This is a genomic window from Pararobbsia silviterrae (genome assembly GCF_003628125.1).
Taxonomy (GTDB): domain Bacteria; phylum Pseudomonadota; class Gammaproteobacteria; order Burkholderiales; family Burkholderiaceae; genus Pararobbsia; species Pararobbsia silviterrae.
The window spans coordinates 69,476-95,006 of the sequence record NZ_RBZU01000001.1 but is presented as its reverse complement, the minus strand read 5'-3'; the positions used below and the strand labels follow the sequence as shown (position 1 = coordinate 95,006).

14 protein-coding genes, 1 pseudogene and 2 riboswitches are annotated in these 25,531 nt (G+C 66.2%); of the genes and pseudogenes, 7 read left to right on the top strand and 8 right to left on the bottom strand.

Annotated elements, in window-relative coordinates:
• Positions 1-72: 72 nt before the first annotated feature.
• The 5 genes and pseudogenes from gcvP to D7S86_RS00385 form a co-directional block, all read right to left on the bottom strand.
• Entirely contained in the window at positions 73-3,000 is a 2,928-nt protein-coding gene (gene gcvP / locus D7S86_RS00405; protein ID WP_121082053.1) for an aminomethyl-transferring glycine dehydrogenase, read from the bottom strand.
• 223 nt (positions 3,001-3,223) lie between these two features.
• Positions 3,224-3,604, bottom strand: coding sequence for a glycine cleavage system protein GcvH (gene gcvH / locus D7S86_RS00400; protein WP_121082051.1), 381 nt, complete (start codon positions 3,602-3,604; stop codon positions 3,224-3,226).
• 90 nt (positions 3,605-3,694) lie between these two features.
• Positions 3,695-4,810: a glycine cleavage system aminomethyltransferase GcvT gene (gene gcvT / locus D7S86_RS00395; RefSeq protein ID WP_121082049.1), complete on the bottom strand. Its 1,116-nt coding sequence runs from the start codon at positions 4,808-4,810 to the stop codon at positions 3,695-3,697.
• Between the two features lie 59 nt (positions 4,811-4,869).
• Positions 4,870-5,007, bottom strand: a riboswitch (glycine riboswitch).
• Between the two features lie 98 nt (positions 5,008-5,105).
• A riboswitch (glycine riboswitch) is annotated at positions 5,106-5,200 on the bottom strand.
• Between the two features lie 1,163 nt (positions 5,201-6,363).
• Positions 6,364-7,920, bottom strand: a pseudogene (locus D7S86_RS30035) (glycerol-3-phosphate dehydrogenase/oxidase); the annotation flags it as partial.
• 182 nt (positions 7,921-8,102) lie between these two features.
• Entirely contained in the window at positions 8,103-9,146 is a 1,044-nt protein-coding gene (locus D7S86_RS00385; protein WP_420813181.1) for an oxidoreductase, read from the bottom strand.
• A gap of 235 nt (positions 9,147-9,381) precedes the next feature.
• Here D7S86_RS00385 and D7S86_RS00380 point away from each other — a divergent pair, with 235 nt between their 5' ends.
• The 3 genes from D7S86_RS00380 (at position 9,382) to D7S86_RS00370 (ending at position 14,347) form a co-directional block, all read left to right on the top strand.
• Positions 9,382-11,499, top strand: coding sequence for a UvrD-helicase domain-containing protein (locus D7S86_RS00380; protein ID WP_121082045.1), 2,118 nt, complete (start codon positions 9,382-9,384; stop codon positions 11,497-11,499).
• Between the two features lie 538 nt (positions 11,500-12,037).
• Positions 12,038-13,459 carry an AfsR/SARP family transcriptional regulator gene (locus tag D7S86_RS00375; protein WP_158601827.1) on the top strand — a complete coding sequence of 474 codons (1,422 nt, stop codon included), beginning with the start codon at positions 12,038-12,040 and terminating at the stop codon, positions 13,457-13,459.
• 99 nt (positions 13,460-13,558) lie between these two features.
• Positions 13,559-14,347 carry a phytanoyl-CoA dioxygenase family protein gene (locus D7S86_RS00370; RefSeq protein WP_121082041.1) on the top strand — a complete coding sequence of 263 codons (789 nt, stop codon included), beginning with the start codon at positions 13,559-13,561 and terminating at the stop codon, positions 14,345-14,347.
• Positions 14,348-14,396: 49 nt separating this feature from the next.
• Here the strand turns inward: D7S86_RS00370 and D7S86_RS00365 are convergent, their stop codons facing one another.
• Positions 14,397-14,600 carry a DUF3185 family protein gene (locus D7S86_RS00365; RefSeq protein WP_121082039.1) on the bottom strand — a complete coding sequence of 68 codons (204 nt, stop codon included), beginning with the start codon at positions 14,598-14,600 and terminating at the stop codon, positions 14,397-14,399.
• Between the two features lie 450 nt (positions 14,601-15,050).
• Here D7S86_RS00365 and mgrA point away from each other — a divergent pair, with 450 nt between their 5' ends.
• Entirely contained in the window at positions 15,051-16,100 is a 1,050-nt protein-coding gene (gene mgrA / locus D7S86_RS00360) for an L-glyceraldehyde 3-phosphate reductase (RefSeq protein WP_121082038.1), read from the top strand.
• Between the two features lie 221 nt (positions 16,101-16,321).
• On the opposite strand, the gene D7S86_RS00355 is transcribed toward mgrA, so the two are convergent.
• Positions 16,322-17,038, bottom strand: coding sequence for a glycosyltransferase family 32 protein (locus D7S86_RS00355; RefSeq protein ID WP_121082036.1), 717 nt, complete (start codon positions 17,036-17,038; stop codon positions 16,322-16,324).
• Between the two features lie 75 nt (positions 17,039-17,113).
• Entirely contained in the window at positions 17,114-17,917 is an 804-nt protein-coding gene (locus D7S86_RS00350) for a glycosyltransferase family 2 protein (RefSeq protein ID WP_121082034.1), read from the bottom strand.
• Positions 17,918-18,247: 330 nt separating this feature from the next.
• Here D7S86_RS00350 and D7S86_RS00345 point away from each other — a divergent pair, with 330 nt between their 5' ends.
• The 3 genes from D7S86_RS00345 (at position 18,248) to D7S86_RS00335 (ending at position 25,298) form a co-directional block, all read left to right on the top strand.
• Positions 18,248-21,034 carry a beta strand repeat-containing protein gene (locus tag D7S86_RS00345; RefSeq protein ID WP_121082032.1) on the top strand — a complete coding sequence of 929 codons (2,787 nt, stop codon included), beginning with the start codon at positions 18,248-18,250 and terminating at the stop codon, positions 21,032-21,034.
• 384 nt (positions 21,035-21,418) lie between these two features.
• The gene (locus tag D7S86_RS00340) at positions 21,419-23,245 is read left to right on the top strand and encodes an O-linked N-acetylglucosamine transferase, SPINDLY family protein (RefSeq protein WP_121082030.1); all 1,827 of its coding nucleotides are present in this window, start codon (positions 21,419-21,421) and stop codon (positions 23,243-23,245) included.
• A 13-nt stretch (positions 23,246-23,258) separates the two neighbouring features.
• Entirely contained in the window at positions 23,259-25,298 is a 2,040-nt protein-coding gene (locus tag D7S86_RS00335; RefSeq protein ID WP_121082028.1) for a tetratricopeptide repeat protein, read from the top strand.
• The last annotated feature ends 233 nt before the right edge of the window (positions 25,299-25,531 follow it).

The window sequence follows — 25,531 nt, the reverse complement described above, 5'->3', positions numbered from 1 at the left end:
ACTGCTCGGGCACCGGCGCGCACTAACTACAGCCTGACGACAACCCGACGCCGGCGATCGGCCGGCGCCGCGTCAGTCGGCGGCGTAGTCCGACACGGGGATACACGAACAGAACAGATTGCGGTCGCCATACGCGTTGTCGGCCCGTCCGACCGGCGGCCAATACTTGTTCGTGTGCAGCGAGGCGACGGGATACGCGGCCTGCTCGCGCGTGTACGCATGCGCCCAGTCGTTCGCCGTGACGACGGCCGCCGTATGCGGCGCATGGCGCAGCGGGTTGTCCTCGCGATCCGCGCGGCCTTCCTCGACGGCCCGGATCTCGTCGCGGATCGCGGTCATCGCTTCGACGAACCGGTCGAGTTCGATCTTGGGCTCCGACTCGGTCGGCTCGATCATCAGCGTGCCGGGGACCGGAAAGCTCATCGTCGGCGCATGGAAGCCGAAATCCATCAGCCGCTTCGCGACGTCGTCGACGCTGATGCCGCTCGACTCCTTGATCGGCCGCAGATCGATGATGCACTCATGCGCAACGAGTCCGCCCGGACCCGAGTACAGCACCGGGAAGTGCGGCGAGAGCCGTTTGGCGACGTAGTTCGCGCTGAGGATCGCGTTCTCGGTCGCGGCCTGCAGACCGCTTGCGCCCATCATCGCGATATACATCCACGAGATCGGCAGGATCGCGGCCGATCCGTACGGCGCGGCCGATACCGCGCCGATGCCGTGCTCGCCCCGCACATAGCCGGTCGAGACCTGGTTCGGCAGGAACGGCGCAAGATGCGCGCCGACGCCGATCGGGCCGACGCCCGGGCCGCCGCCGCCGTGCGGAATGCAGAACGTCTTGTGCAGGTTCAGGTGCGAGACGTCGCCGCCGAACTGGCCCGGCGCCGACAGACCGACCATCGCGTTCATGTTCGCGCCGTCGACGTAGACCTGGCCGCCGTGCGCATGCACGACGTCGCAGATTTCGCGGACGTTCTGCTCGAACACACCGTGCGTCGACGGGTACGTGATCATGATCGCCGCGAGACGCTCGGCGTGTTCGGCCGCCTTCGCGCGCAGATCGTCGATATCGACGTTGCCGTTCGCGTCGCAGGCGACGACGACGACGCGCATCGCGGCCATCTGCGCCGACGCGGGGTTCGTGCCGTGCGCCGATGCCGGGATCAGGCAGACATCGCGATGGCCTTCGCCGCGCGACGCGTGGTACTTGCGGATCACGAGCAGACCCGCGTATTCGCCCTGCGAACCCGCATTCGGTTGCAGCGACACGGCCGCATAGCCGGTCGCGGCGACGAGCATCGCTTCGAGCTGCGAGACGAGCTCGCGGTAACCGACGGTCTGCGAGGCGGGGGCGAACGGATGGATGTCGGCGAACTCGGGCCACGTGACGGGCAGCATCTCCGACGTCGCATTGAGCTTCATCGTGCACGAGCCGAGCGGAATCATCGTGCGGTCGAGCGCGAGATCCTTGTCCGCGAGGCCGCGCAGATAGCGCAGCATCTCGTGTTCGCTGTGATGGCGATTGAACACCGGGTGCGTGAGGAACGGCGTCTCGCGGCGCAGGGTCGCGTCGAAGCCGTCCTGCGCGTCGGCGTCGAAGGCGTCGATATCCGATGCGACGAGTGCGTCGACGTTCGCGGCTTCGGCGAACGCGCTCCAGAGATCGAGCAGATCGGCGCGCGTCGTCGTTTCGTCGATCGACACGCCGACCGTCTGCGCGTCGATCGCGCGCAGGTTCAAACGGCGAGCCGCCGCCGCCGCGTGCAACGCGTCCGTATGCGCGCCCGACGTGAGCGTCAGCGTATCGAAGAAGCTGGCGTTGACGATCGGATAGCCGAGCTTGCGCAGGCCGGCCGCGAGGATCGCGGTCATGCGCGCGACGCGCTGCGCGATGCCGCGCAAGCCCGCGGGACCGTGGTAGACCGCGTACATGCTCGCCATGATCGCGAGCAGCGCCTGCGCCGTGCAGATATTCGAAGTCGCCTTTTCGCGGCGGATATGTTGCTCGCGGGTTTGCAGCGCGAGGCGCAGCGCGTGCTTGCCTTGCGCGTCGACGGTCACGCCGACGAGACGGCCCGGCATCTGGCGCTTGAACGCATCGCGCACGGCGAGGTAGGCCGCGTGCGGACCGCCGAAGCCCAGCGGCACGCCGAAGCGTTGCGAGTTGCCGATCGCGACGTCGGCGCCCCATTCGCCGGGCGGCGTGAGCAGCGTGAGCGCGAGCAGATCGGCCGCGGCGATCACGTGGCCGCCGTCCGCATGGACGGCTTCGGCAAGCGCGCGGTAGTCGCGCACGTCGCCGTTGGCGCCCGGGTACTGGAGCAGCACGCCGAATGCGTTCGCGTGCGCGGCATCCGATGCGGGACCGACCTTGACCTCGATATCGAGCGGCTCGGCGCGCGTGCGCACGACTTCGATCGTCTGCGGCAAGACGTCGTCGGCGACGAAGAACACGTTCGACTTCGGCTTGCCGACGCGGTGCACGAGCGTCATCGCCTCGGCCGCCGAGGTGGCTTCGTCGAGCATCGACGCATTCGAGATCGCGAGACCCGTGAGGTCCGTGATCATCTGCTGATAGTTGAGCAGCGCTTCGAGACGGCCTTGCGAAATCTCGGGTTGATACGGCGTGTAGGCCGTATACCAGGCGGGGTTCTCGAGCACGTTGCGCAGGATCACCGCCGGCGTATGCGTGCCGTAATAGCCTTGTCCGATATAGGTCCGGAAAACCTGATTCTTGTCGGCGAGCTTGCGCAGCGCGGCGAGCGCCTCGGCTTCGCTTTTCGGTTGCGCGAACGGTCCGAGCGGCAGCGCGTCCCGGCGGCGGATGCCGGCCGGGATCACGGCGTCGATCAACGCGTCGCGCGACGCGAAGCCGAGCGCCGCGAGCATCTCGCGCTGCTCGGCGGAATCGGGGCCGATATGGCGTTCGGCGAACGCATCATGGCGTTCGAGCGTCGCGAGCGACGGGCGATCGATCTGGGTCGGATGTTCGAGCTTCATGGCAAGGTCCTGCATGGTGTGCTGCACGCGGGCGAGCCCGCGGGTGGCGCAGCGTGTCGTGCTGCGAAGGGGGCGGCCTGACGATCGAGTACGGTCGAACTCGATCGTCGGGCCGGACCGCCCGGCATCAATGAAGGCGACCGCCGCGCGGACGGCGCCCGTACTGCGGCGCCTGGGCGCGCCGCGGCGTGATGCCGCGCGACGCGCCCAGGCGCCTGATCGCTTATTCGCCGATCGACGCGCTATAGGCCTGCGCCGTCAGCAAGCCGTCGAGCGACGCCGCGTCGGCCGGCTTGAGCTTGAAGAGCCACGACGCGTACGGCTCGGCGTTGACCTTGTCGGGCGCACCGGCCAGTTCCGTGTTCGACGCGACGATCTCGCCCGCGACGGGCGCGTAGATGTCCGACGCCGCCTTGACCGACTCGATGACGGCGATCGCGTCGCCCGCCGAGACGGCCTTGCCGGCGTCCGGAAGTTCGAGGAACACGATGTCGCCGAGGGCTTCCTGCGCGTGGTCGGTGATGCCGACCGTCACGGTGCCGTCGCTTTCGAGACGAATCCATTCGTGGGACTCGGTGTACTTCAGATCTGCTGGAACGGACATGTCGATTCCTTGTTCGATTGTTCTGATGGTTGGGTCCGGCAGGCGGCCATTGCGTGGCGGCCCGGATGCCGGCGGTTCGATCCGTTTGACTTACGACACGAGCGCCTTGCCATTGCGCACGAACGGCAGTTTAACGACGCTCGCTGACAATGCCTTGTCGCGAATGAGAACCTCGACGGTGTCGCCAACCGAAACGGCGGCCGGCACGCGCGCGAATGCGATCGAGCGTTCGAGCGTCGGCGAGAACGTGCCGCTCGTGATTTCGCCGTCGCCATGCGCGGTCACGACTTTCTGATGCGCGCGCAGCACGCCGCCGCTCTCGCGCAGCACGAGGCCGACGAACGCCTTCGCGGCGTCGGGGCGCAGCGCGGTTTTGCCGACGAAATCGCGCGCCGAGACGAGATCGACGGTCCATGCAAGCCCCGCGTCGAGCGGCGAGACGGCGTCGTCCATGTCCTGGCCGTAGAGATTCATGCCGGCTTCGAGGCGCAGCGTGTCACGCGCGCCGAGACCGGCGGGCCGCACGCCCGCGCCGGCGAGCGCGTTCCAGAGCGCCGCGGCGTGTTCGGCCGGCAGCGCGATCTCGAAACCGTCTTCACCCGTGTAGCCCGTGCGCGCGATCATCGTTTCGCCGAACGGCGTGTCGGCGACCGTCGCGGCGTTGAACGGCTTGAGTCCTTCGGTCGCGGCTCGTGCCGAGGGCAGCACCTGCCAGACCTTGGCGCGCGCGTTCGGTCCCTGGACCGCGATCAGCGCGAGTTCGCGGCGCGGCGAGATCGTGAGACCGAATTCGCCTTCGGCATTGAGTTCGCCGAGCCATTCGAGGTCCTTGTCGGCGGTCGCCGCGTTGACGACGATCCGGAAGAAGTCGTCGCGGAAGAAATAGATGATCAGATCGTCGACGACGCCGCCGTGCGGATTGAGCATGCACGAGTAGAGCGCCTTGCCGGGCGTGGCGAGCTTGTCGACGTTGTTCGCGACGGCATAGCGCAGGAAACGCCGCGCGGCGTCGGAGCCCGCGGGCCCCGTGACGTCGACGACGCACATATGGCTGACGTCGAACATGCCGGCATCGGTTCGCACGGCCTTGTGCTCTTCGATCTGGGAACCGTAGTTGACGGGCATGTCCCAACCGCCGAAGTCGACCATGCGGGCGCCGGCGGCGCGATGCACGGAGTTCAGCGGGGTGTGTTTCAGCGTGGTCATGGGGCGTCGCGCTCTGCAGGTACGGAACAAAGGGAGCCAGGCCGCAAAGCGACCTGAACAGGTTCCCCTCTGTCCTTTTACCTGAGAGATGACGCAGCTTCGTGACGCCTGCGGGCGTCGGGCTGCGCGTGCCCCTTCGGTGGACGGTTCGCGCCGCGCATGGGCGCAGCGTGCCGTCGCTCTCCAGAGATACGTCAACGAGACCGACGCCTGTCGATGCGTCCGGTGTGCCGGACCCGTGCGGGACTATGCGCGGGGGCGGAGCCGGGGATCGAACTGCGCGGCGATCGAGGTTGCCGGCGCGACGGTCCTTTTGCCTGAGAGTTTGCGGGTGTTCCCCTTCGGCGGCGATGAACGGCGACGTTCACCGCGCTCTCCCGACGCGCCCCGCGACTGTATGCCAGCGGCCCGGCCAGTGTCAAATGGACAATAGCCGGGCGCGCGGGGCGCTCGGTTCAGCGTCCGGGCACCGTTGTCGCGGGCGCTTCGGGCGGCCGCGAGGCGGTCGTCGCGGGGGCGCCGGACGCCGCCGGCGCCGATGCTTGCGCGGTGGCGGGCGCGGTCGGCCGTGCCGGCGCGGACGGCGGCACAGGGGTGGGCGCCGGTGCCGAAGCCGCAGGCGTGGCGGACGTCGGCGCAGGCGTACGCGTCGGCGTCATCGCGGGGGCCGGTGCGGGGGCCGCCGCACGCGCAGGTGCTGCGGCGGATGCCGAGGTCGGCGCTGCCGGGGAGACGGGCGCACGCGCCGGTGCAGCCGCGGGGGTCGACGCGGCCGGGCGCGCGGGCGTCGGAGCAGGAGCAGGAGCCGAAGTCGGCGCGCCCGACGAGACCGGCGTACGCGCAGGTGCGGTCGCAGGAGCCGGTGTCGCCGCACGCGCGGGCGTGACCGCCGGAGCAGGCTTCGCCGCGGGGGCCGAAGCCGAAGCAGGTGCAGGTGCTGGTGCAGCAGGACGCGCGGGCGTCGTGGCCGGAGCCGAAGCGGCCGGACTCGGCGAGACTGGTGCTCCAGCGGGCGGCGTTGCACGAACCGGCGTCGCGGCGGGCGCGGAAGCCGGCGCACGTGCAGGCACAGATGGAGATGCAGATACCGGCGCAGTCGCCGATCCGGCTGCCGAAGTCGGTGCCGGTGCCGGTGTCGATGCGCGAGCCGATGTCTCCGCGGAGACGGGCGATGCCGCCGAAGCAGAGCCTGACGCGGGCCCCGAAGTCGGCGCGGGCACTGGCGCAGGCATCGGCGCGACATCCGATGCCGAAGCCGCATGGGGTGCCGCGGCGGATTCGGACGCGGGCGCCGGAGCCGGTGCCGCGATCGGCGCGGATGCCGACACCGGAGCCGATGCCGTGACCGGGGCCGCCGGCGCGGCTGTCGCCTCCGGCTGGGCCGCGCGTTCCGAAGCCGACACGGGTTCCGACGCCGGCGCGGGCGCGGCCGCCTGCGCGGCGCGCGCGGCGGCTTGTTCGTTGAGCGCCTGCTGGGCCGCGGCCTGATGCGCGGCCGTGATCGCGGCCTGATACTCGGGCCGCGTCGATTCGGGCGCGCCGTCGCGCGAGGTCACGCGGAACGGCGCCGCGACCTTCGAAAATTCCTTGAGCTGCTTCTCGATCCAGACCGGCGGATGCCCGAGTTCGAGCGCGAGCGTCAACGCGACGCGCGGCGCTGCCGCGAGCGCTGCCCGCGCATTGAGCATCAGGCAGCGATGCCGGCGCGCGAGCACGTCCTCGACCGTGCGCGCATATTCGCAGCGCGCCGCATACCGGACCTGTCCGATCGTCAGATCGAACTGCGGCACGATGCGTTCGTCGGCGCCCTCGATCATCGGCAGCGACTGCGCATCGGTGCCGTACTCGCTGTCGCTGAATTCGCCGAGCCGCGGCGCACCGTGCAGCCGCAGCGATTCGGTCGCGCACGGACGCGTTTCGAGCAGATGCGCCGTGAAGCACGCGTTGAGCACGTCCTCGGCCATCTTCCGGTACGTCGTCCATTTGCCGCCCGTCACACTGACGAGCCCCGAGTTCGACACCGAAATCGTGTGCTCGCGCGAGATCTGCGACGTCGGGCCCTCGCTCGGGCGCGCATCGGCAAGCGGCCGCAGGCCGGCCCACGCCGACAAGACGTCGGCCCGTTGCGGCGCGCGCGTCAGGTAGCGCGCGGCCGTCTGCAGGATGAAGTCGATCTCGTCGTCGAGCGGCGTCGGGTCCGAGGGTTCGGTGAGCGGCAGATCGCCGCGCGGCGTATCGGTCGTGCCGACAAGCGTATGGCCGAGCCAGGGCACCATGAACAAGACGCGTCCGTCGTCGGTGCGCGGCACGAGAATCGCCTTGTCGCCGGGCAGAAAATCGCGCGAGAGCACGAGGTGCGTGCCCTGGCTCGGCTTGACCGTCGAATAGGCGTTCGCGTCGTCGAGCCGGCGCACGCTGTCGGTCCAGACGCCCGTTGCGTTGATCACGCAGTGCGCGGTGACCTCGAACGATTCGCCGGTTTCCGTATCGGTGACCGAGACGCCCGACACGCGGTGCGTCGACAGCGGAAACATCGGGTCCTGGTACTTGAGCAGGCCCGTGACCTTCATATAGTTGAGCGCGAGGCCGCCGTGATCGGCGACGGTTCGCGCGAGCGCAACCGCGAGGCGCGCATCGTCGAACTGCGCGTCGTAATAGAGCACGCCGCCGCGCAGATGCTCGGCGTTGAGCGTCGGCGCGGCGTCGAGCGTTTGCTGGCGCGACAGCGCGCGGCTGCGCGCGATATTGAGCGGGCCGGCCAGACGGTCGTAGACCTTGAGACCGAGCTGGTAAAACGGCTTCTCGTGGAATTTGTACGTCGGCACCACGAAGCCGAGCGGTTTCGCGAGGTGCGGCGCGTTCTTGAGCAGCAGGCCGCGCTCATGCAGCGCTTCCTTGACGAGCGGGAAATTGCGCTGCGCGAGATAGCGCACGCCGCCGTGCACGAGCTTGGTCGCCTTGCTCGACGTGCCGCTCGCGAAGTCGCGTTGTTCGAGCAACAGCGTCCGGAAGCCGCGCGTCATCGCATCGACCGCGACACCGAGCCCCGTCGCGCCGCCGCCGATCACGATGACGTCCCAGTCGCGCGGCGGTTCGCCGCGCGGCGACACGCTGGGCCGTGGCGGCTCGGCGTCCTCGTCGTCGTCGCTGTCGTTCTCGAGCGCGCGCTGCGCTTTTTCTTCCGAGAACTGCGACTGGCGCAGCCGCGTGAGCAGCGCCTTGCGCGAGTTCGTCGAGCGCGGGTCGCCCGCACGCATCTGCGCGGGGTCGATTTCTATGTCGAAGTCTGTCGTCATGGTGTGGCGGCGCGTTCGAACGGCAATCGCTGTCCCTGTTCATGACTCGCTCGCGCGAGTTCGATCACGGTCATGACGTCGACCGCCTGGTCCGGCGTGACCGGGAACGGCACGCCACGTTCGATGGTGTCGGCGACCGCGGCGTAGTACGCCGCGTATTCGCCGTTGAGCGTCGTCAACTCGCCGTCGAGTTCGAGCGTGCCGTCCGACGTGCGCAGGCGTCCGGGCGGGTTCGCGCCCCAGCCCGCATCGCCCGGACGCAGGCCCGCGCGGAGTTGGTCTTCCTGCGAGTCGAGACCGTATTTCGTATAGCTGCCGCGCGTGCCGTGGATCAGGTAACGCGGCGTCTGCGCGGCGGCCAGCACCGTCGCGTGCAGCACGACGTCGCGCTCGGCGTAGCCGAGCACGAGATGCACGAAGTCGTCGGCGCTCGCGTTGTCGCGGCGCGCGGTCACCGTCGCCGACACGGTCTGCGGCGCGCCGAACAACGCGAGCGCCTGGTCGATCAGATGCGGTCCGAGATCGTAGAGCAGGCCGCCGCCGCGCGACGCCTCTTCGCGCCAGCGTGCGCGGACGTCCGGCCGGAAGCGGTCGAAGTGCGATTCGTAATAGGTCACGCGGCCGAGCACGCCGCTCGCGAGCAGCGCGCGGACCGTCAGAAAGTCGCCGTCCCAGCGCCGGTTGTGAAACGGCGCGAACAACAAGCCGCGCTGGGCCGCGAGCGCGGCCAACGCGCGCGCCTCGGCGGCGTTCAGCGTGACGGGTTTGTCGACGACGACATGCTTGCCGGCGTCGAGCGCACGCTTCGCGTGGTCGAAGTGGGTGTCGTTCGGCGTCGCGATCGCGACCACGGTGATCGCCGGGTCCGCGAGCAGATCGTCATACGACGCGAGCATGCGCGCGCTCGGCCAATCGGCGCGCGCGCGCTCGGGCTGCGACGTAACGATCGCCGCGACGCTCGCACGTCCGCTGCCTTCGATCAGCGGCGCATGGAACGTCGCGCCGGCAAATCCATATCCGACGAGACCGACTTTCAGCATGGGAATCAAAAATTGAATTAGGACGCAACGGTGCAGCGTCACCTATTTTTGCACGCACGTCCATCGGTCAATCGGTCGAAATAGCGGCAGAAACCCCTCTGCTTATCGGTTCAACGTCAAAATGACCATCTTCAATATCCGCTTCATTACGAAGCCTTGACATCGCTTGGGGTCGAATCGGGCCGCGAAGCCCCGTGTTAACATCGTCGCCCCTTGCGTTGTTTTCCCACTATCGATGTCCGCCGGTCTTAATTCCGCCCAGAACGAAGGCGTGCGCTATCTCGACGGTCCGTGTCTCGTGCTCGCGGGCGCGGGCAGCGGCAAGACGCGCGTGATTACTCAGAAGATTGCGCATCTGATCGTCGACAAGGGCTTCGAGCCCCGCCACATCGCCGCCGTCACGTTCACGAACAAGGCGGCGGCCGAAATGCGCGAGCGCGTCGCGAAGCTTCTCGAGGGCCAGACGCTGTCCACGCCCGGAAAGGAAGGCCGCAAGGTGCCCGTCAATCAATTGACGGTCTGCACGTTCCACTCGCTCGGCGTGCAGATTCTGCGCAAGGAAGCCGAGCATCTGGGCCTCAAGCCGCAGTTTTCGATCATGGACTCGGACGATTGCTTCGCGATGGTCCAGGAGCAGCTCGCGACGACCGACAAGCCGCTGATTCGCCGCGTGCAGAACACGATCTCGCTCTGGAAGAACGCGCTCGTGCTGCCCGAGCAGGCGCTCGCGAACGCGCAGAACGAAGACGAGCACGTCGCCGCGATGGTCTACCGGAACTACGTCGCGACGCTGCATGCGTATCAGGCCGTCGATTTCGACGACCTGATCCGGCTGCCGGCCGAGTTGTTCGAGGCGAACGAAGCGGTCCGCGATCGCTGGCAGAACAAGCTGCGCTATCTGCTGATCGACGAGTATCAGGACACGAATAGCTGCCAGTATTCGTTGCTCAAACTGCTCGCGGGACCGCGCGCCGCATTTACCGCCGTCGGCGACGACGACCAGGCGATTTACGGCTGGCGCGGCGCGACGCTGGAGAATCTCAAGCAACTGCAGATCGATTTTCCGAAGCTTCACGTCATCAAGCTCGAACAGAATTACCGCTCGACGGTGCGCATTCTGACGGCCGCAAATAATGTGATCGCAAAGAATCCTAAGCTGTTCGAGAAAAAGCTCTGGAGCGATCACGGCATGGGCGATTCGATTACCGTGACGCCCGCGAATGACGAGGAGCATGAAGCCGAATCGGTTGTCTTCCGTCTTTCGGCGCATAAATTCGAGCGCCGCGCTCAGTTTCGCGATTATGCGATTCTTTATCGCGGCAATTTCCAGGCGCGTATTTTCGAACAGGTGCTGCGCCGCGAGCGGATTCCCTACGTGCTGTCGGGCGGCACCTCGTTTTTCGACCGTGCCGAAATCAAGGATATTTGCGCGTATTTGCGGCTCATTGCGAATCACGACGACGATCCGGCCTTGATTCGCGCGATCACGACGCCTAAACGGGGCATCGGCAATGTGACGCTCGAGGCGCTCGGATCGTTTGCGGGCCAGGCCAAGGTGTCGCTGTTCGAAGCCGTCTATATGGGCGGCCTCGAGGCGCGCTTGTCCGACCGGCAGATCGAGCCGATGCGCGCGTTCTGCGACTTCATCCAGCGTCTTGCCGCGCGCGCCGAAACCGATCCGGCGACGACCGTGCTCGACGACATGATGGAAGGCATTCACTACGAAGCCTATCTGTATGACGCGTTCGACGAACGGCAGGCGCAGAACAAGTGGTCCAACGTGCTCGAATTTCTCGACTGGCTCAAGAAGAAAGGCACGCGGCCCGAAGCGGCGGGCGTCGATGCGGCCGTCGAGGGCGAGCGCGGCGACGGTGATGCCGCGACGGGCTTCGATACGTCCGACGGCCTTGCCGACACGGGCAAGAACCTGCTGGGCCTGATCCAGACCGTCGCGCTGATGTCGATGCTCGAAGGACGCGACGAAGACCCCGACGCGGTGCGTCTGTCGACGGTTCATGCGTCCAAGGGCCTCGAATATCCGCATGTGTTTCTCGTCGGCTGCGAGGAAGGGATCATGCCGCATCGCGGCGGCAGCGACGATGACGAGCCGATCGACGACGCGCGCATCGAGGAGGAACGGCGGCTCATGTACGTCGCGATCACGCGCGCGCAGCGCAGCCTCCAACTCACGTATTGCAAGAAGCGCAAACGCGCGCGCGAAACGATCGTCTGCGAGCCCTCGCGTTTCATCCAGGAAATGCTGCTCGACGAAGCGCCGCCGCCGTCGGCCGACGAGGCGCCGATGACGCCGAAAGACCGTCTCGCGAATCTGAAGGCCTTGCTCGGCGGGTGAGCCGCGATTGACGGTTTTCGCTCGATCGTTTTGAGTGCGCGCTTGAAAAGCGCGCACGGTACCGTATTGGCCAAATTCGATATGTGATCGGTTACTTAAACGACCGATTCACGGTCGTTGTAAATCGCACCTTCGATTGCCCGGCGATTCGATTGCGAATCGCGTGACACGGCGTGCGATATCCGTTCGAAAGCGTCGAATGCGCGCGGCGGGAGGCGAGGACATTTTTCGCCCGAGCGCCTTCAGGCGGGCGTGGGCGCGCTTGTTTTTAGCGCGACATCCTGAAATACACCCGATCGGATATTCCTGATTTATATTTCCGAATGGGCCGGTGAGCAGTGGCGTGGTAATTGCTGCATAGTGCTATCCCATCTCGCCGATTTGCATTTTCATTTCCGGCATTTTTGAGCGTCCGCGTTTCGATCGCGACGATTCCATGTCTTCTACCGCGCCGACCGTATCTTTGTATGTGCTCGGACCGCCTCGCATCGAGCGAGCCGGCGGTGTTGCGACGCTTAAATACAACCGAGCGCGGGGATTGCTTGCCTACCTCGCGCTCGAACGCGGATTCCACACGCGCGACAGCCTCGCGGAATTGTTCTGGCCCAACGAACCGACCGTGCAAGGGCGCGACAAGCTCAAGCGCATGGTGTTCGAGTTGCGCGAAGCGCTCGGCGACGCCTGTATCGAAGGCGACCGGTATGTCGTGCGTCTCGCGCCGATTTCGACGGTCTGGGTCGACGCGATCGCCTTCGAGACCGATACGGATCCGGTCATTCCGATGGTTGACGACGCGCCCGGTCTCTCGGGCGATGCCGACCGCGCGTCCGAGGCGCTCGATCGCTGCGCACGCGCGATCGAACTCTACCGGGGGCCGCTGCTCCAGGGGCTGCGGATTGACGACGCGCCCGATTTCGATATTTGGCTCGACAGCCAGCGCGAAGCCTACGCGCGCCGTCTTGTCTTCGCGCTGACGCGGCTCGCGCGCGAACGAGCGCGGATGCGGCGTATCGTCGAGGCGATCCGGTATGCGCGGCGGCTCGTCGAACTGGCGCCTCACCATGAACCGGGCTGGCAATTGCTGATCGATCTGCTCGTGCGCAGCGGACGCCGCGACGAGGCGCTCCATGAGCTCGAACGATGCAGGGGGGCGCTTGCGCGCGAACTCGACGCCGAGCCGCACGCATCGACCCTGGCGCTCGTCGAACAGCACGTCGATCCGGGACCGGCCGCCGAATCCGGATCGGAGCCGGTGCCCGCATCGGCGTCCGGTTTGAACCGGAGCGCAAATCGGAACCGAGGCCCAGGCTCAAGCCGAGGTCCGAGTTCGGGTCCGGATTCAGATCTCGGCTCGGGTGTCGGTCTAGATCCAAGCCCGAGCCCCGCATTCGCTCCGGCATCGGCTTCCACGCTGGTTTCCGTTCCGCGCGCGCAGGCGCGTCTCGCGATCGGCGTCGCGCATCTGATCCGCGCACGCACGCGCAGAGCGCTCACGGCCTTTGAAGCGGTACTGGTCGCGCAACCCGATCAGGTCATCGATCTGACGTTCGGCGCGGACGCACGCACGATGGCGCTCGCCTGGCTCGCGATCGCGCGCTGGCAGGCGGGCCATGCCGAGGCTGCCGTCGCGGCGAGTGCGATGGCGCTCGAACGCGCGCGGCGCGTGGCCGATCCCCATGCGCTGGCCCATGCGCTCGTCGTCGACGGCGCGCTGAGCCGATTGCACGGGAACCCGGATCGCGCGCTCGGTGATGCGGCCGAACTGTCCGCGCTCATCGATGCGCACCGGCTGCCGCACTGGCGGCCCGCGGCCGACGTGCTGTCGGCCGGGGCGCGCGCCGCGCTGGGTTGGCCGCACGCGAACATCGACGCGGGGGCCGCGACACGCGCGTTCAATGCAACGATGGGCGCGATGGGGGCCGTGTTGCTGATGGTGTGGAATTCCCACGCGCCGGTGTAGGGCGATTCCGATTGCGCCGCGCTGCGCCGCCTTCCCAAAGAGACTCGTGTTACCTTCAACGGCATTCGCACTGAAGGGTTTGAACGGGAGTCGAGGGTCATGGCCGGGCAGCATGCAACGCAGCAGCAGATCGAAGTACTTCGCGACAAAGGGTTCGTGGTGGTGCCGGGCTTCATTCCCGACGACGCGCTCGCGAACCTCAACGCCACCGCGCGCGCGCATCTCGCGGCGCGCGCCGCCCCCCTCGAATTCGAAGCGGACCTCCAGTATCCGGGCGCACCGTCATCGCGCGACGCGGCCGGCGGCGAAACCGTCCGACGCCTGCTCGACGCCTACGCGCGCGAGCCGCTGTTCGCGCAATGGGGCGCCTCGCCGCAGACGGGGGCATGGATGCGCGAGTATTTCGGCGAGCGCGTGTTCATGTCGCGCGCGCATCACAACTGCCTGATGACCAAGCACCCGCTGTACGGGAGCTTGACGGGATGGCATCGCGATATCCGATACTGGTCGTTCACGCGCGAGGACCTCGTGTCGGTCTGGCTCGCGCTCGGCGATGAGGAGATCGACAACGGCGCGCTCTGGTTCGTGCCCGGATCGCACCGCATGCCGTTCGATGCGTCGCGCTTCGATGAAGCGAAGTTTTTCCGGGCGGACCACGCCGAGAACGCGGCGCTGATCCGGACGGCCGAATCACCGCGTCTCGCGCCCGGCGACGCCGTGTTTTTTCACTGCAATACCTTGCACTCGGCGGGAAAGAATCTCAGCGACGCGATCAAGTTCTCGCTCGTTTTCACGTATCGCGGCGAAAGCAATCCGCCCGTGGCGGGCACGCGTTCGACGTCGAAGCCCGAGATCGAGCTCGAAGCGTCGATCGGGAGCCGCGTGTAGCGAAGCGCGTGCGCGAGTCGGGCGCGTCTGACGTGCAATCGTCGGGCGCTTATTGCCGCGCCGACGCCGCGAGGCCGATCAGTCCGGCGATCAATGCGACCGCGCCGCCGACGAGCAGCCAGATCGTCTTGTCCGTCGGCGCGCCCGTAAAGAATCGCGAGACGTCGTTGCCGAACGAATGCAACGACTGGCCGCCGAAGTACAGCAGCAACACCCCACCGATCACCAGGGCCAGGGAAATCGCTCTCGTCATCAAACCGCTCCGCTCAAGGAAGGCACGCGTTCGCGCGCCGGGGATTGCAGGAAGGTATCACGCCGCCGCTATCGTGGCGGATTGCGAGATGGCGGGCAATGGGTCGTCACAATCGGTTTCAAACGGCGTCGCGTGAACGGCGTCGATGACCTGTCATGTTTGTGACGCGAATGACGTGAGCCGTGCAAAGCACGCCACGCGTTTGATGCGTCCCGTGCCCCAGTGCACCCAACGCCCCAACGTGCCAACGCACCAACGCGGCTGACACGCCCGACGCAGCCGACACTCCCGACGTGCCTAGCGCGCCGCCCGACATGCACGTGGCCAGCGCCGGCAAGAACGGTGGCCCTTTGCTATAGTCGGCCGCCTGCGGCGCCCTCCCGCTTTGCACGTGGCGCCGCGCCGCGACCCGGCGCAAGACCGGGCCGTTTTCCATTTCGAGGACACACGATGACGTACCTTGCTGCATCCGATCGCTACGACGGTCGCGTCCCTTATCGTCGCAGCGGCAAGCGCGGTCTTCAGCTTCCCGCGATCTCGCTCGGTCTCTGGCACAACTTCGGCGACACGACACCGATCGACCGGCAGCGCGCGATGTTGCGCACCGCATTCGATCTCGGCATCACGCATTTCGACCTCGCGAACAACTATGGACCGCCGTACGGCACCGCGGAGACGAACTTCGGACGCATCTTCAAGGACGACTTCCGTCCCTACCGCGACGAACTGCTGATTTCGTCGAAGGCTGGCTACGACATGTGGCCGGGTCCGTACGGCCAGGGCGGCGGCTCGCGCAAATACGTGCTCGCGAGTCTCGATCAGAGCCTGCAGCGCATGGGTCTCGACTACGTCGACATCTTCTACTCGCATCGTTTCGATCCCGACACGCCGCTCGAAGAAACCGCAGGCGCGCTCGCGAGCGCGGTCCAGCAAGGCAAGGCGCTCTATGTCGGCATTTCGTCGTACTCGGGCGCGAAGACGCGCGAGATGGCCGCGCTGCTCAAGGAGCTCAATGTGCCGCTGCTGATTCATCAGCCGTCGTACAACCTGCTCAATCGCTGGATCGAGGAAGATCTGCTCGACGCCCTCGACGAAACCGGCGCGGGCTGCATCGCGTTCACGCCGCTCGCCCAGGGGCTGTTGACCGACAAGTACCTGAACGGCGTGCCGGCCGATGCGCGCGTGAATCAGCCCGGCGGCGGCTCGCTGCAGGTGTCGCACCTGAGCGAGCAGAACCTCACGCATGTGCGCAAGCTCAACGAGATCGCAAAACGCCGTGGTCAGAGTCTCGCGCAGATGGCGCTCGCGTGGACGCTGCGCGACGCACGCGTGACCTCGGCGCTGATCGGCGCAAGCCGGCCCGAGCAGATCGTCGAGAACGTCGCGGCGCTTCAGAACCTCGCGTTCTCGCAGCAGGAGCTCGACGAGATCGATAGCCATGCACGTGAAGGCGGCGTGAATCTCTGGGTCAAGCCGTCGACCGATCAGCGGCTCGGCTGATCGAAGGCGCCGACGCGCTGCGCAAGCGCGTCGGCGATACGCAAAATCGGCGTTGGCGTTGGCGTCGAGGCCGGTCGCCGACGTTCGGCGCACCGATTCGAGGATGCATCCTCGCGCGCCGACGCCCTGAGCCCAACGTCATGAGCCCAACGTCATGAGCCCGACGCCGTGAGCCGGTCTTCAGGGGCCGGCGCACGGACTCGCGGACGCGGCATCGCGCGCTAACGATACGAGCCGAAATGCGGTTCGATCGGCGCCTGCAGCAGCGCCGCGCGATGCGCATAGACGAGCGGATGGAAGATCTCGCCGAGCAACTCGGCCCACCGCAGCGGATACGGCGACGGGGTGCCGTCCGGCAGCAGCACGCCCGTTTGATCGAGCGGATGGCAGGCCGGATGGCGTTGCAGCGCTTCGAATTTGCGGTCGAGCAAGGCCTCGGTCTGCCTGAGCCATTCGGCCGTCAAAGCAGACTGTCGCTTGAAGATGAACGCGCACAGACCGATGAGCTCCGCGTGCGCGCCGCGAATCCGATCCCCGAGTTCGCCCTGGACGTGCGGAATCCCGTGCGGCAGCTCGGCATACCCGAGCACCGGCTTGTCCGAGGCTTCAAGCGCTTCGAAGAATCCCCACCACTTCTTGCTCGTGATCTTGATGTCCGTATATCCACCGCCGTAGTGGTGCATCAAATAGCACCGCAGGTAGTCGGACTTGTGTACCGAACTCAGATACGGATAGGCCGGGTGCAGCGGATGATCCTGCCGGATCCAGTCTTCGACGCTGTGTCGATTGATCATCGCAATCGGGCAGGCCGTGTTGTTATAGATCGTCCAGAGTGCCTGGATCCGGTTGGGCGACATGACTTCGTCGCCGGTCCAAAGACAGAAAATCGTCCGGCTTTTGAACCCGTCGAACTCGTGCAGCGCGCGTGAATGGTCCATGAAGATCGACTGATGAACGCCGTCGCGGTAAAGGATGTGAAAGAAAAATAGAATGAAAAAGAAAGAATCGACGCGTCAAAACACTTCAGCGGGCGCCGAAATACCGACCTGACGCATGAGTTCGGCACGCTGTTCGCGGACGTTCGCGCTCGGCGCGGGGTGTCGCCGATAGACATATAGATAGTCCATGACCGCATGGAAGTTATTCGCGTTCTGGCTGCTTCCGCGACGGTCCGTCGATTCATCGTTTACTTCATAAACGACGGAGGCCTGTATCGGCACATGCCGAGGCCATTCTTTTTCGTAGAGTGCGAGCTGGAAATCCCAGTCTTCGTAGGCTCGCATATGCGCGTCGAAGCGCGTGTCGCCGATCAGGCGGCGCGGAAAAGCGAGGCACGACATATGAATCTGGTTCTTCACAAAGACGCGTTCGTCGAGTTGCGCCGAAAGGTCGAGCTTTCGCTCCGAAATGGCCACCGGTAAAGGCTGAGCGCGATTTTCGGTGACGACCGAGCAATCGAAATAAACAAAGCGGTCTTCGCGCAGCGCGGACATCTCGGCGACCCGCGCGAGGAAGCCGGGATGCCATGCGTCGTCGTCGTCGAGAAACATCAAATACCGCCCCGATGCGAGCGAGATGCCGAGATTACGGCTTGCCGACGGCCCCGGCGCGCCGTTTCGTCGAACTTGAATATCTTCAGGGCCGAGCGCGCGTAAACACACCGCATCGTTATCCGCATGCGCCGCATCGGACACCACGATGATTTCGCACGGCAGCGCGCTGCGTTGCGACCGGATCGAGTTCAGCGCTCTTTCGAGCAGGGCCGGACGATTGTGAGTCGGAATAACGATCGACAAAAAAGGCACTACTGATGGCATGGAGGCTCCGGCACCAAGGATCGGTATTTATTGCGTATTTGTTTAGTCGTCGCCAAGCGCGTGGACGTGTTCAGTATAAACGCGTGTTCGGGTTCGCAAGTGCTTGAGAACACTCACGTAATGTGCGGAAAGTTTTTTTTGGAATTGCTCTTAAGTCCGCAAAAGGGACGCCGATATCGGGATGGGAGCCCTCTGAGGATGCGGGGGACTTTTGGATTGAAAGTGATTTGAAGGGAAAGAGTTACCCGTTTTTCCAGACGCGAACCTGCCGATGCTTGCAGTCCGCCTCGAGCGCAACGGTACGTGGAAACCCATCTAGGAATTGAATAAATGACGTCCATCATCTCGTCGCTGTCACCCTCACAGATTGCAGGGTTTACCACGCAACAAATTGCCGCGCTCGGAACGGCCGACATCGCAGCACTGAGCTCCGCGGACGTTGCCGCGTTGAACTCGTCGCAAATCGGCGCGATCAGCGCGTCGTCGATCGTCACGCTGAGCACGGCGGCGCTCGCCGCGCTGCAGTCCGATCAGGTCCAGGGTCTCTCGACCGCCGATCTGCGCGCGCTCAAGACGAACCAGGTCGTCGCGCTCGGCGCGACGGGCATTGCGTCGCTGACGTCGACGCAGGTCGGCGCCTTGACGACGACCGAACTCAACGCGCTGTCGAGCGTGCAGGTCACGAGCCTCACGACGGACCAAATCGCCGCGCTCGCGACGAACCAGATCGCCGGTCTGTCGACGGTGCAGGTCTCGCGCCTGACGTCGACGCAGGTCGGCGCCTTGACGACATCGGACATCCAGGCCGTGACGGCCACGCAGATCACCGCGTTGAACACGATCGGTCTCGTGACCAACCAGATCGGGGTGTTGACGACGATCCAGATCACGAAGCTCACGACGACGCAGGTCGCGAACCTGAGTTCGGATCAGGTCGCGGCGATCACGACGACCGACCTGCGGGCCCTGTCGGTCGCGCAGATCGATCAACTCGGCACGACGGGTCTGACGACGGATCAGATCGGCGCACTGACGACGGCGCAGGCCGCGGGCCTGACGACGACGCAAGTCGCGGGGCTGACGACCGACCAGATCGGCGCGCTCTCGGCGACCGACGTCGCGGCCCTGAAGACGAACCAGGTGCAGGCACTCGGCGCGACGGGCGTCGCGGCGCTGAGCTCGACACAAGTCGCCTCGCTGACGACGGCGGAACTCAATGCGCTGACGACGGCTGAAGTCTCGAGCCTCTCGACGACGGACATCTCGGCACTGACGACGGCGCAAGTCGCGGGCCTCTCGACGGCGCAAGTCGCGAACCTGAGCTCGGATCAAGTCGCGGCGCTGACGACGACGGACCTGCGCGCGGTGACGGTGACGCAGATCGCCCATATCGGTACCGCAGGCCTGACGACGGATCAGATCAGCGCGCTCACGACGGCGCAAGTCGCGAGCCTGACGACCGCGCAGGTCGCGGGTCTGACGACGACGCAGGTCGACGCGCTGACGACGACCGACGTCGCCGCGCTGAAGACGAACCAAGTCCAGGCACTCGGTGCCACGGGCGTTGCGGGCCTGACCTCGACGCAAGTCGCCTCGCTGACGACGGCGGGCCTCAACGCGCTGACGACGGCTGAAGTCTCGAGCCTCTCGACGACGGACATCTCGGCACTGACCACCGCACAAGTCGCGGGTCTCTCGACGACGCAAGTCGCGAACCTGAGCTCGGATCAAGTCGCGGCACTCTCGACGACCGATCTCCGCGCCCTGTCGACCACGCAGATCAGCCACCTCGGCACGACGGGTCTGACGACCGACCAGATCGGCGCGCTGACGACGGCGCAAGTCGCGGGTCTGACGACGGCACAAATCGCGGGCCTGACGACCGATCAGGTCGGCGCGCTCTCGGCGACCGACGTCGCGGCACTGAAGACGAACCAAGTTCAGGCACTCGGCGCAACGGGCGTCGCGGCCCTGAACTCGGCGCAAGTCGCGTCGCTGACGACGGCAGGCCTCAACGCGCTGACGACGGCTGAAGTCGCAAGCCTCTCGACGACGGACATCTCGGCGTTGACGACGGCGCAAGTCGCGGGTCTCTCGACGACGCAAGTCGCGAATCTGAGCTCGGATCAAGTCGCGGCACTGTCGACGACCGATCTCCGTGCCCTGTCGACCACGCAGATCAGCCATATCGGTACGGCTGGCCTGACGACGGATCAGATCGGCGCACTGACGACGGCGCAAGTCGCGGGTCTGACGACGACGCAAGTCGCGGGCCTCACGACCGATCAGATCGGCGCGCTCTCGACGACCGACGTCGCGGCACTGAAGACGAACCAGGTGACGGCGCTCGGCGCAACGGGCGTCGCGGCCCTGAGCTCGACGCAAGTCGCGTCGCTGACGACGGCAGGCCTCAACGCGCTGACGACGGCCGAAGTCTCGAGTCTCTCGACGACGGACATCACGGCGCTGACGACGGCACAAGTCGCGGGTCTCTCGACGGTCCAAGTCGCGAACCTGAGCTCCGATCAAGTCGCGGCGCTCTCGACGAACGACATCCGCGCCCTGTCGGCGACGCAGATCGGCCACGTCGGCACGGCCGGCCTGACGACCGACCAGATCGGCGCGCTGACGACGGCGCAGGTCGCGGGTCTGACGACGACGCAAGTCGCGGGTCTCACGACGGATCAAATCGGCGCACTCTCGACGACCGATGTCACGGCCCTGAAGACGAACCAGGTCCAGGCACTCGGCGCGGCAGGCATCGCGGGTCTGAGCTCGGCGCAGATCGCGGTGCTGACGACGGCGCAAGCGGTCAGCCTCGCGACGGCGCAGATCGGCGCGCTGACGTCGGCTCAGGTCGCCGCGTTGTCGACGTCCGATGTCAAGGCCCTGAGCGCGTCGCAGCTCAACGGTCTGACGACGGACGCGGTCGCGGGTCTGAGCACGTCGGAGATCAGCACCTTGACGACGGGCCAGCTCCAGGGCCTGACGTCCGATCAGATCGACGCGCTGTCGACCGACCAGCTCGCTTCGCTGACGCTGACGCAGCTGAACTCGCTGTCGGCTGCGCAGGTCGCGGGTCTGACCTCGGATCAGGTCTCGGTGCTGCAGGTATAAGCGGGTTCGATTGTCGTACCAGGCTGCGCGGGCAATACCGCGCACCGCTCCCACGTGTCGCCGGGCTCCGGCCCGTCGACACGCGGAGCAACGCGTCGCGCGCGACGCGGGTCGAGGGGCAGGGATATGCCCCAAGTCCGGTACGATCCACCCGTCGATTACAATCCGGCTGGGGATATCGCTCGCGCGATGTCCCCAGTCGTTGTTTCATGCGTGCCGCCCGGTTTGCGATGGCGGATCCGGGAGGCATCGAGCGTCCATTCGGTTCGCGGACCTGATGAATTCCGTTGAGCGACGCGCACGCGTCGCGTCGACGGCCGGCGTCGATTCGCCAATCGGGTGAGCTCGGACAAGCGAAGACCACAGACGGACCGACCCGAGTTCATGAATCAAGTTCTTTCCCCGGTCGAACATGGCTACGCGTTCAAAATCGCGAGCGCATGGCGCGGCACGCTGCCGCTGACCGAACTGATCGACTACGGCAACGTGCTCGGTTCGGCCGGCTTGCATGAGCTTGTCGCCGTGCTCTACGAAACGTGGCTCGCGCATAACGCCACGCCGTTCAACCATTTCGTGCACTTCAATCTCGGCGCGACGTACAACACGCTTGCGCGCTTCGACGACGCGCGCAAGGCGTATCTGCGCGCCATCGAGCTCTCGCCCGGGTTCGCGCAGCCTCACTTCAATCTCGGCATGATCTACGAGCGCATGGGGCAACCCCAGGCGGCGCTCGCCGAGTGGATGTGGGTCGCGCACACCGTGTCGCCGAACGATCTCGAACACCGGTCGTTCCGGCTGCAGGCGATGAACAACCTCGGACGCCTGTTCGAGATCGAAAAGAAGTACGCCGACGCGCACGACTGGCTCTGCCGGAGCCTCGACGTCGAGCCCGATCAGAACGACGTGCTCCATCATCTCGTGTTCCTGCGCGCGAAGATGTGCACGTGGCCCGTCTATGCGCCGCTGCCGCGCGTGAGCGTCGACGCGATGCGTCGCGCGACGTCGGCGCTCGCGATGATTTCGCAGTCCGACGATCCCGAAGCGCAGTTGCGCGCGGCGCGCCACTACGTCGAAACGAAGACGAACTGCGACGTGCCCGCTTTGACCGAGCGGCGCGGCTACGGTCACGCGAAGCTGCGCATCGGCTATCTGTCTTCAGACCTCTGTCTGCATCCGGTCGCGATGCTGACGGCCGAGCTGTTCGAACTGCACGATCGCGAGCATTTCGAGGTGTACGCGTACTGCTGGACGCGCGAGGACGGTTCGAGCCTGCGCAAGCGCGTGATCGACGCGGTCGACCATTTCGAGCGTATCGGCGAACTCAGCGACGAAGCCGCCGCGCAGCGCATTCGCGCCGACGAGATCGACATCCTGATCGATCTCCAGGGACAGACCTTCGGCGCGCGCACGGGCATTCTCGCTGCGCGTCCGGCGCCGATCCAGATCACGTATCTCGGCCTGCCCGCGACGACGGGTTTTCCGTTCATCGACTATGTGATCGCCGATCGCTTCCTGATTCCCGAGGATTCGGCGAAGTACTACAGCGAGACGCCGCTGTATCTGCCCGACGTCTACCAGGTCAGCGACCGGCAGCGCGTGATCGGCGACGTGCCGACGCGCGAGCGCGCGGGGCTGCCGCCGACGGGTTTCGTCTTCTGTTCGCTGAACAACAATTTCAAGTTCACGCCCGAGATGTTCGACGTCTGGATGCGGATCCTGAGCCGCGTGCCGGGCAGCGTGCTCTGGCTGCTCGCCGACAATCCGTACGCCGAGGCGAATCTGCGTCGCGAGGCGCAGCAGCGCGGCGTCGACGGCGCGCGCCTGATCTTCGCGCCGCGCGTCGCGCCGCAGGACTATCTCGCGCGTCTGAGCGCGGCCGATCTGTTTCTCGATACGTTCCCGTTCAACGCGGGCACGACGGCCAACGATGCGCTCTGGGCCGGACTGCCCGTGCTCACGCGCACGGGGCGCACGTTCGCGTCGCGCATGGCGGGCGCCTTGCTGACCGCGGGCGGTCTGCCGGAACTCATCACGGCCGACGTGCGCGACTACGAGGACAAGGCCGTCGCGCTCGCGCTCGATCCCGGCGCGCTCGCCCACCTGCGCGCGCGTCTTGCCGACGTCAAGCGCGACGGCGTGCTGTTCGATACCCCGCGCTTCGTGCGCAATCTGGAAAAGGAATTCACGCGACTCGTCGACGAACTCGGTTGAGGCGCGCACCGCTATGGCAAACGAAACCAGCAAGCAAATGCTCCGCCGTGCGAGCGACCGACGTTTCGGCACGCGCTGGATCGTCGGAGACGGCATCGACATCGGCTGCGGGCCCGACCCGCTCTCGAAAGTGTCGGACTTCTTTCCGCTCATGCGGACCGTGCGTCCCTGGGATCTGCCCGATGGCGATGCGATGCTCATGGACGGCGTCGCCGACGACAGCTACGACTTCGTGCATTCGAGCCATTGCCTCGAACACCTCGTCGATCCCGTGACCGCGCTCGCGAACTGGATCCGGATCTGCAAGCCCGGCGGACACGTGGTCATCACGGTGCCCGACGAGGACCTCTACGAACAGGGCGTCTGGCCCTCGACGTTCAATCAGGATCACAAGTGGACCTTCACGATCCTGAAGCCCGAGAGCTGGTCGCCGCGCTCGATCAACGTCGTTCAACTGCTCGCGCATTTCCAGGGCGAGGTCGAGATTCTCAAGCTCGAGAAGCTCGATTCGACGTTCGACTATCGCCAGCCGCGTTATGACCAGACAATGTACAGCCTCGCGGAGTCGGCGATCGAGTTCGTGCTCAAGAAGCGCCCGCGCGAGGCGGCCTTCAATGTGGAGGCGACGTTCGCCGCGGCGATCGACCATCATCGGCATGGACGCCTCGTCGAGGCGCGCGATGCCTATGTCGCGATTCTCGAAGCCGATCCGATCCATGTCGCATCGCTGAACAATCTCGCGCTGATCTGCGACGGCGAGTCGCGCGAGATGCTGTTGCGGCGCGCGCTCGACGTGCAGCCCGATCATGTCGATGCGCTCGTCAATCTCGGCGAGCATCAGCGCGACGCCGGCCGGCATGCCGAGGCGAGCGCGTTGCTGCGGCGCGCGCTCGTGCTCGCGCCGCACGAGCGGCGCGCGATACGCGCGCTGGCAACGAGCCTCGAAGCGCTCGGAGACTTCAACGCGGCGATCGAGGTGCTCGACGCGAACCGTACGCGCTTCGAGGGCGCGGAGCGGGCGGACGTGCTCTGCGCGCTCGGCAAGTATTGCGAAAGCGCGAACCGCACCGACGATGCGATCGCGTACCTCGACGAAGCCTTGAGCATCGATCCGCATCATGCCGACGCGCATATCTGGCGCGGGCGCCAATACCTGAAAAAAGGCGATTTCGCGCAAGGCGCGAACGGCATCGGCTGGATCTGGCGCGGGCGCTATCCGGAGATCGGCGATCAGACCGGGCGCTTCGTCGACGAAGCGGGGCATCCGATCCGCCAGGACGGACGCACGGTCGTGTTGTCGTCCGACAGCGGCCTCGGCGATACGATGCAGTTCGTCCGCTATGCCAGCGAACTCCAGGCGCTCGGCGCGCGCGTGGTCGTCGAATGTCAGCCCGAGCTCGTGCGGCTCATCGCGAACACGCCCGGCGTCGACGAGGTCGTGCCGTTCGGACAACTTCGCGATGCCGGCGACGTCCGCGTTCCGCTGCACAATTTGATCGGCGCGTTTCGCTCGACGCCCGAGACCGTGCCGAACACGGTCCCCTATCTGTTCCCGGTCGCGGCCGAAGCCGATGCCTGGCGCGCGCGGCTTGAACAGCACGAAGGTTTCCGCGTGGGCCTCTGCTGGGCGGGCAGCCCGCTGCATCAGCGCAACGGCAGCCGTTCGGTGCCGCTCGACGTCATCGCATCGCTCGTCGGATATCCGGGCATGGTCTGCTATTCGCTGCAAAAGGGGGCCGCCGAGCCCTTGCCCGGCGCGATCGACTGGACGGCAGAGTTCGAGGACTTCGCCTCGACCGCCGCGTTCGTCAGCCAGCTCGATCTCGTGATTTCGGTCGATTCGGCCGTCGCCCATCTCGCGGGCGGGCTCGGCAAGCCGGTTTGGCTGCTGAACCGCTTCGACAGTTGCTGGCGCTGGATGGAGGAGCGGATCGACAGTCCGTGGTATCCGACGCTCACGCAGTTCCGGCAGGAGAAGCCGGGCGATTGGGCGCCCGTCGTTCGATCGGTCGCCGAGTGCTTCGCGATCGTCGCGCACGAACGCGCGCAGTGATCGAGGCGGTGATCGAGGCGGTGATCGGCGAGGGCGCCGGTCCACCGCGATCCAGGCGCGGAAGGCAGACACGGAATCCAGACGTGGAAGACGGCGCGCTTCGATAGGCCGCTCGACGCACGGCCGACCTGACGACAAAGCCCGACGGATGACCGCCGGGCTTTGTTTTTCATGCGGGCCGCCCGAGTGTGCCGGCGGCCGTGACCGCATCGATCGACCGATGCGGCGGATGC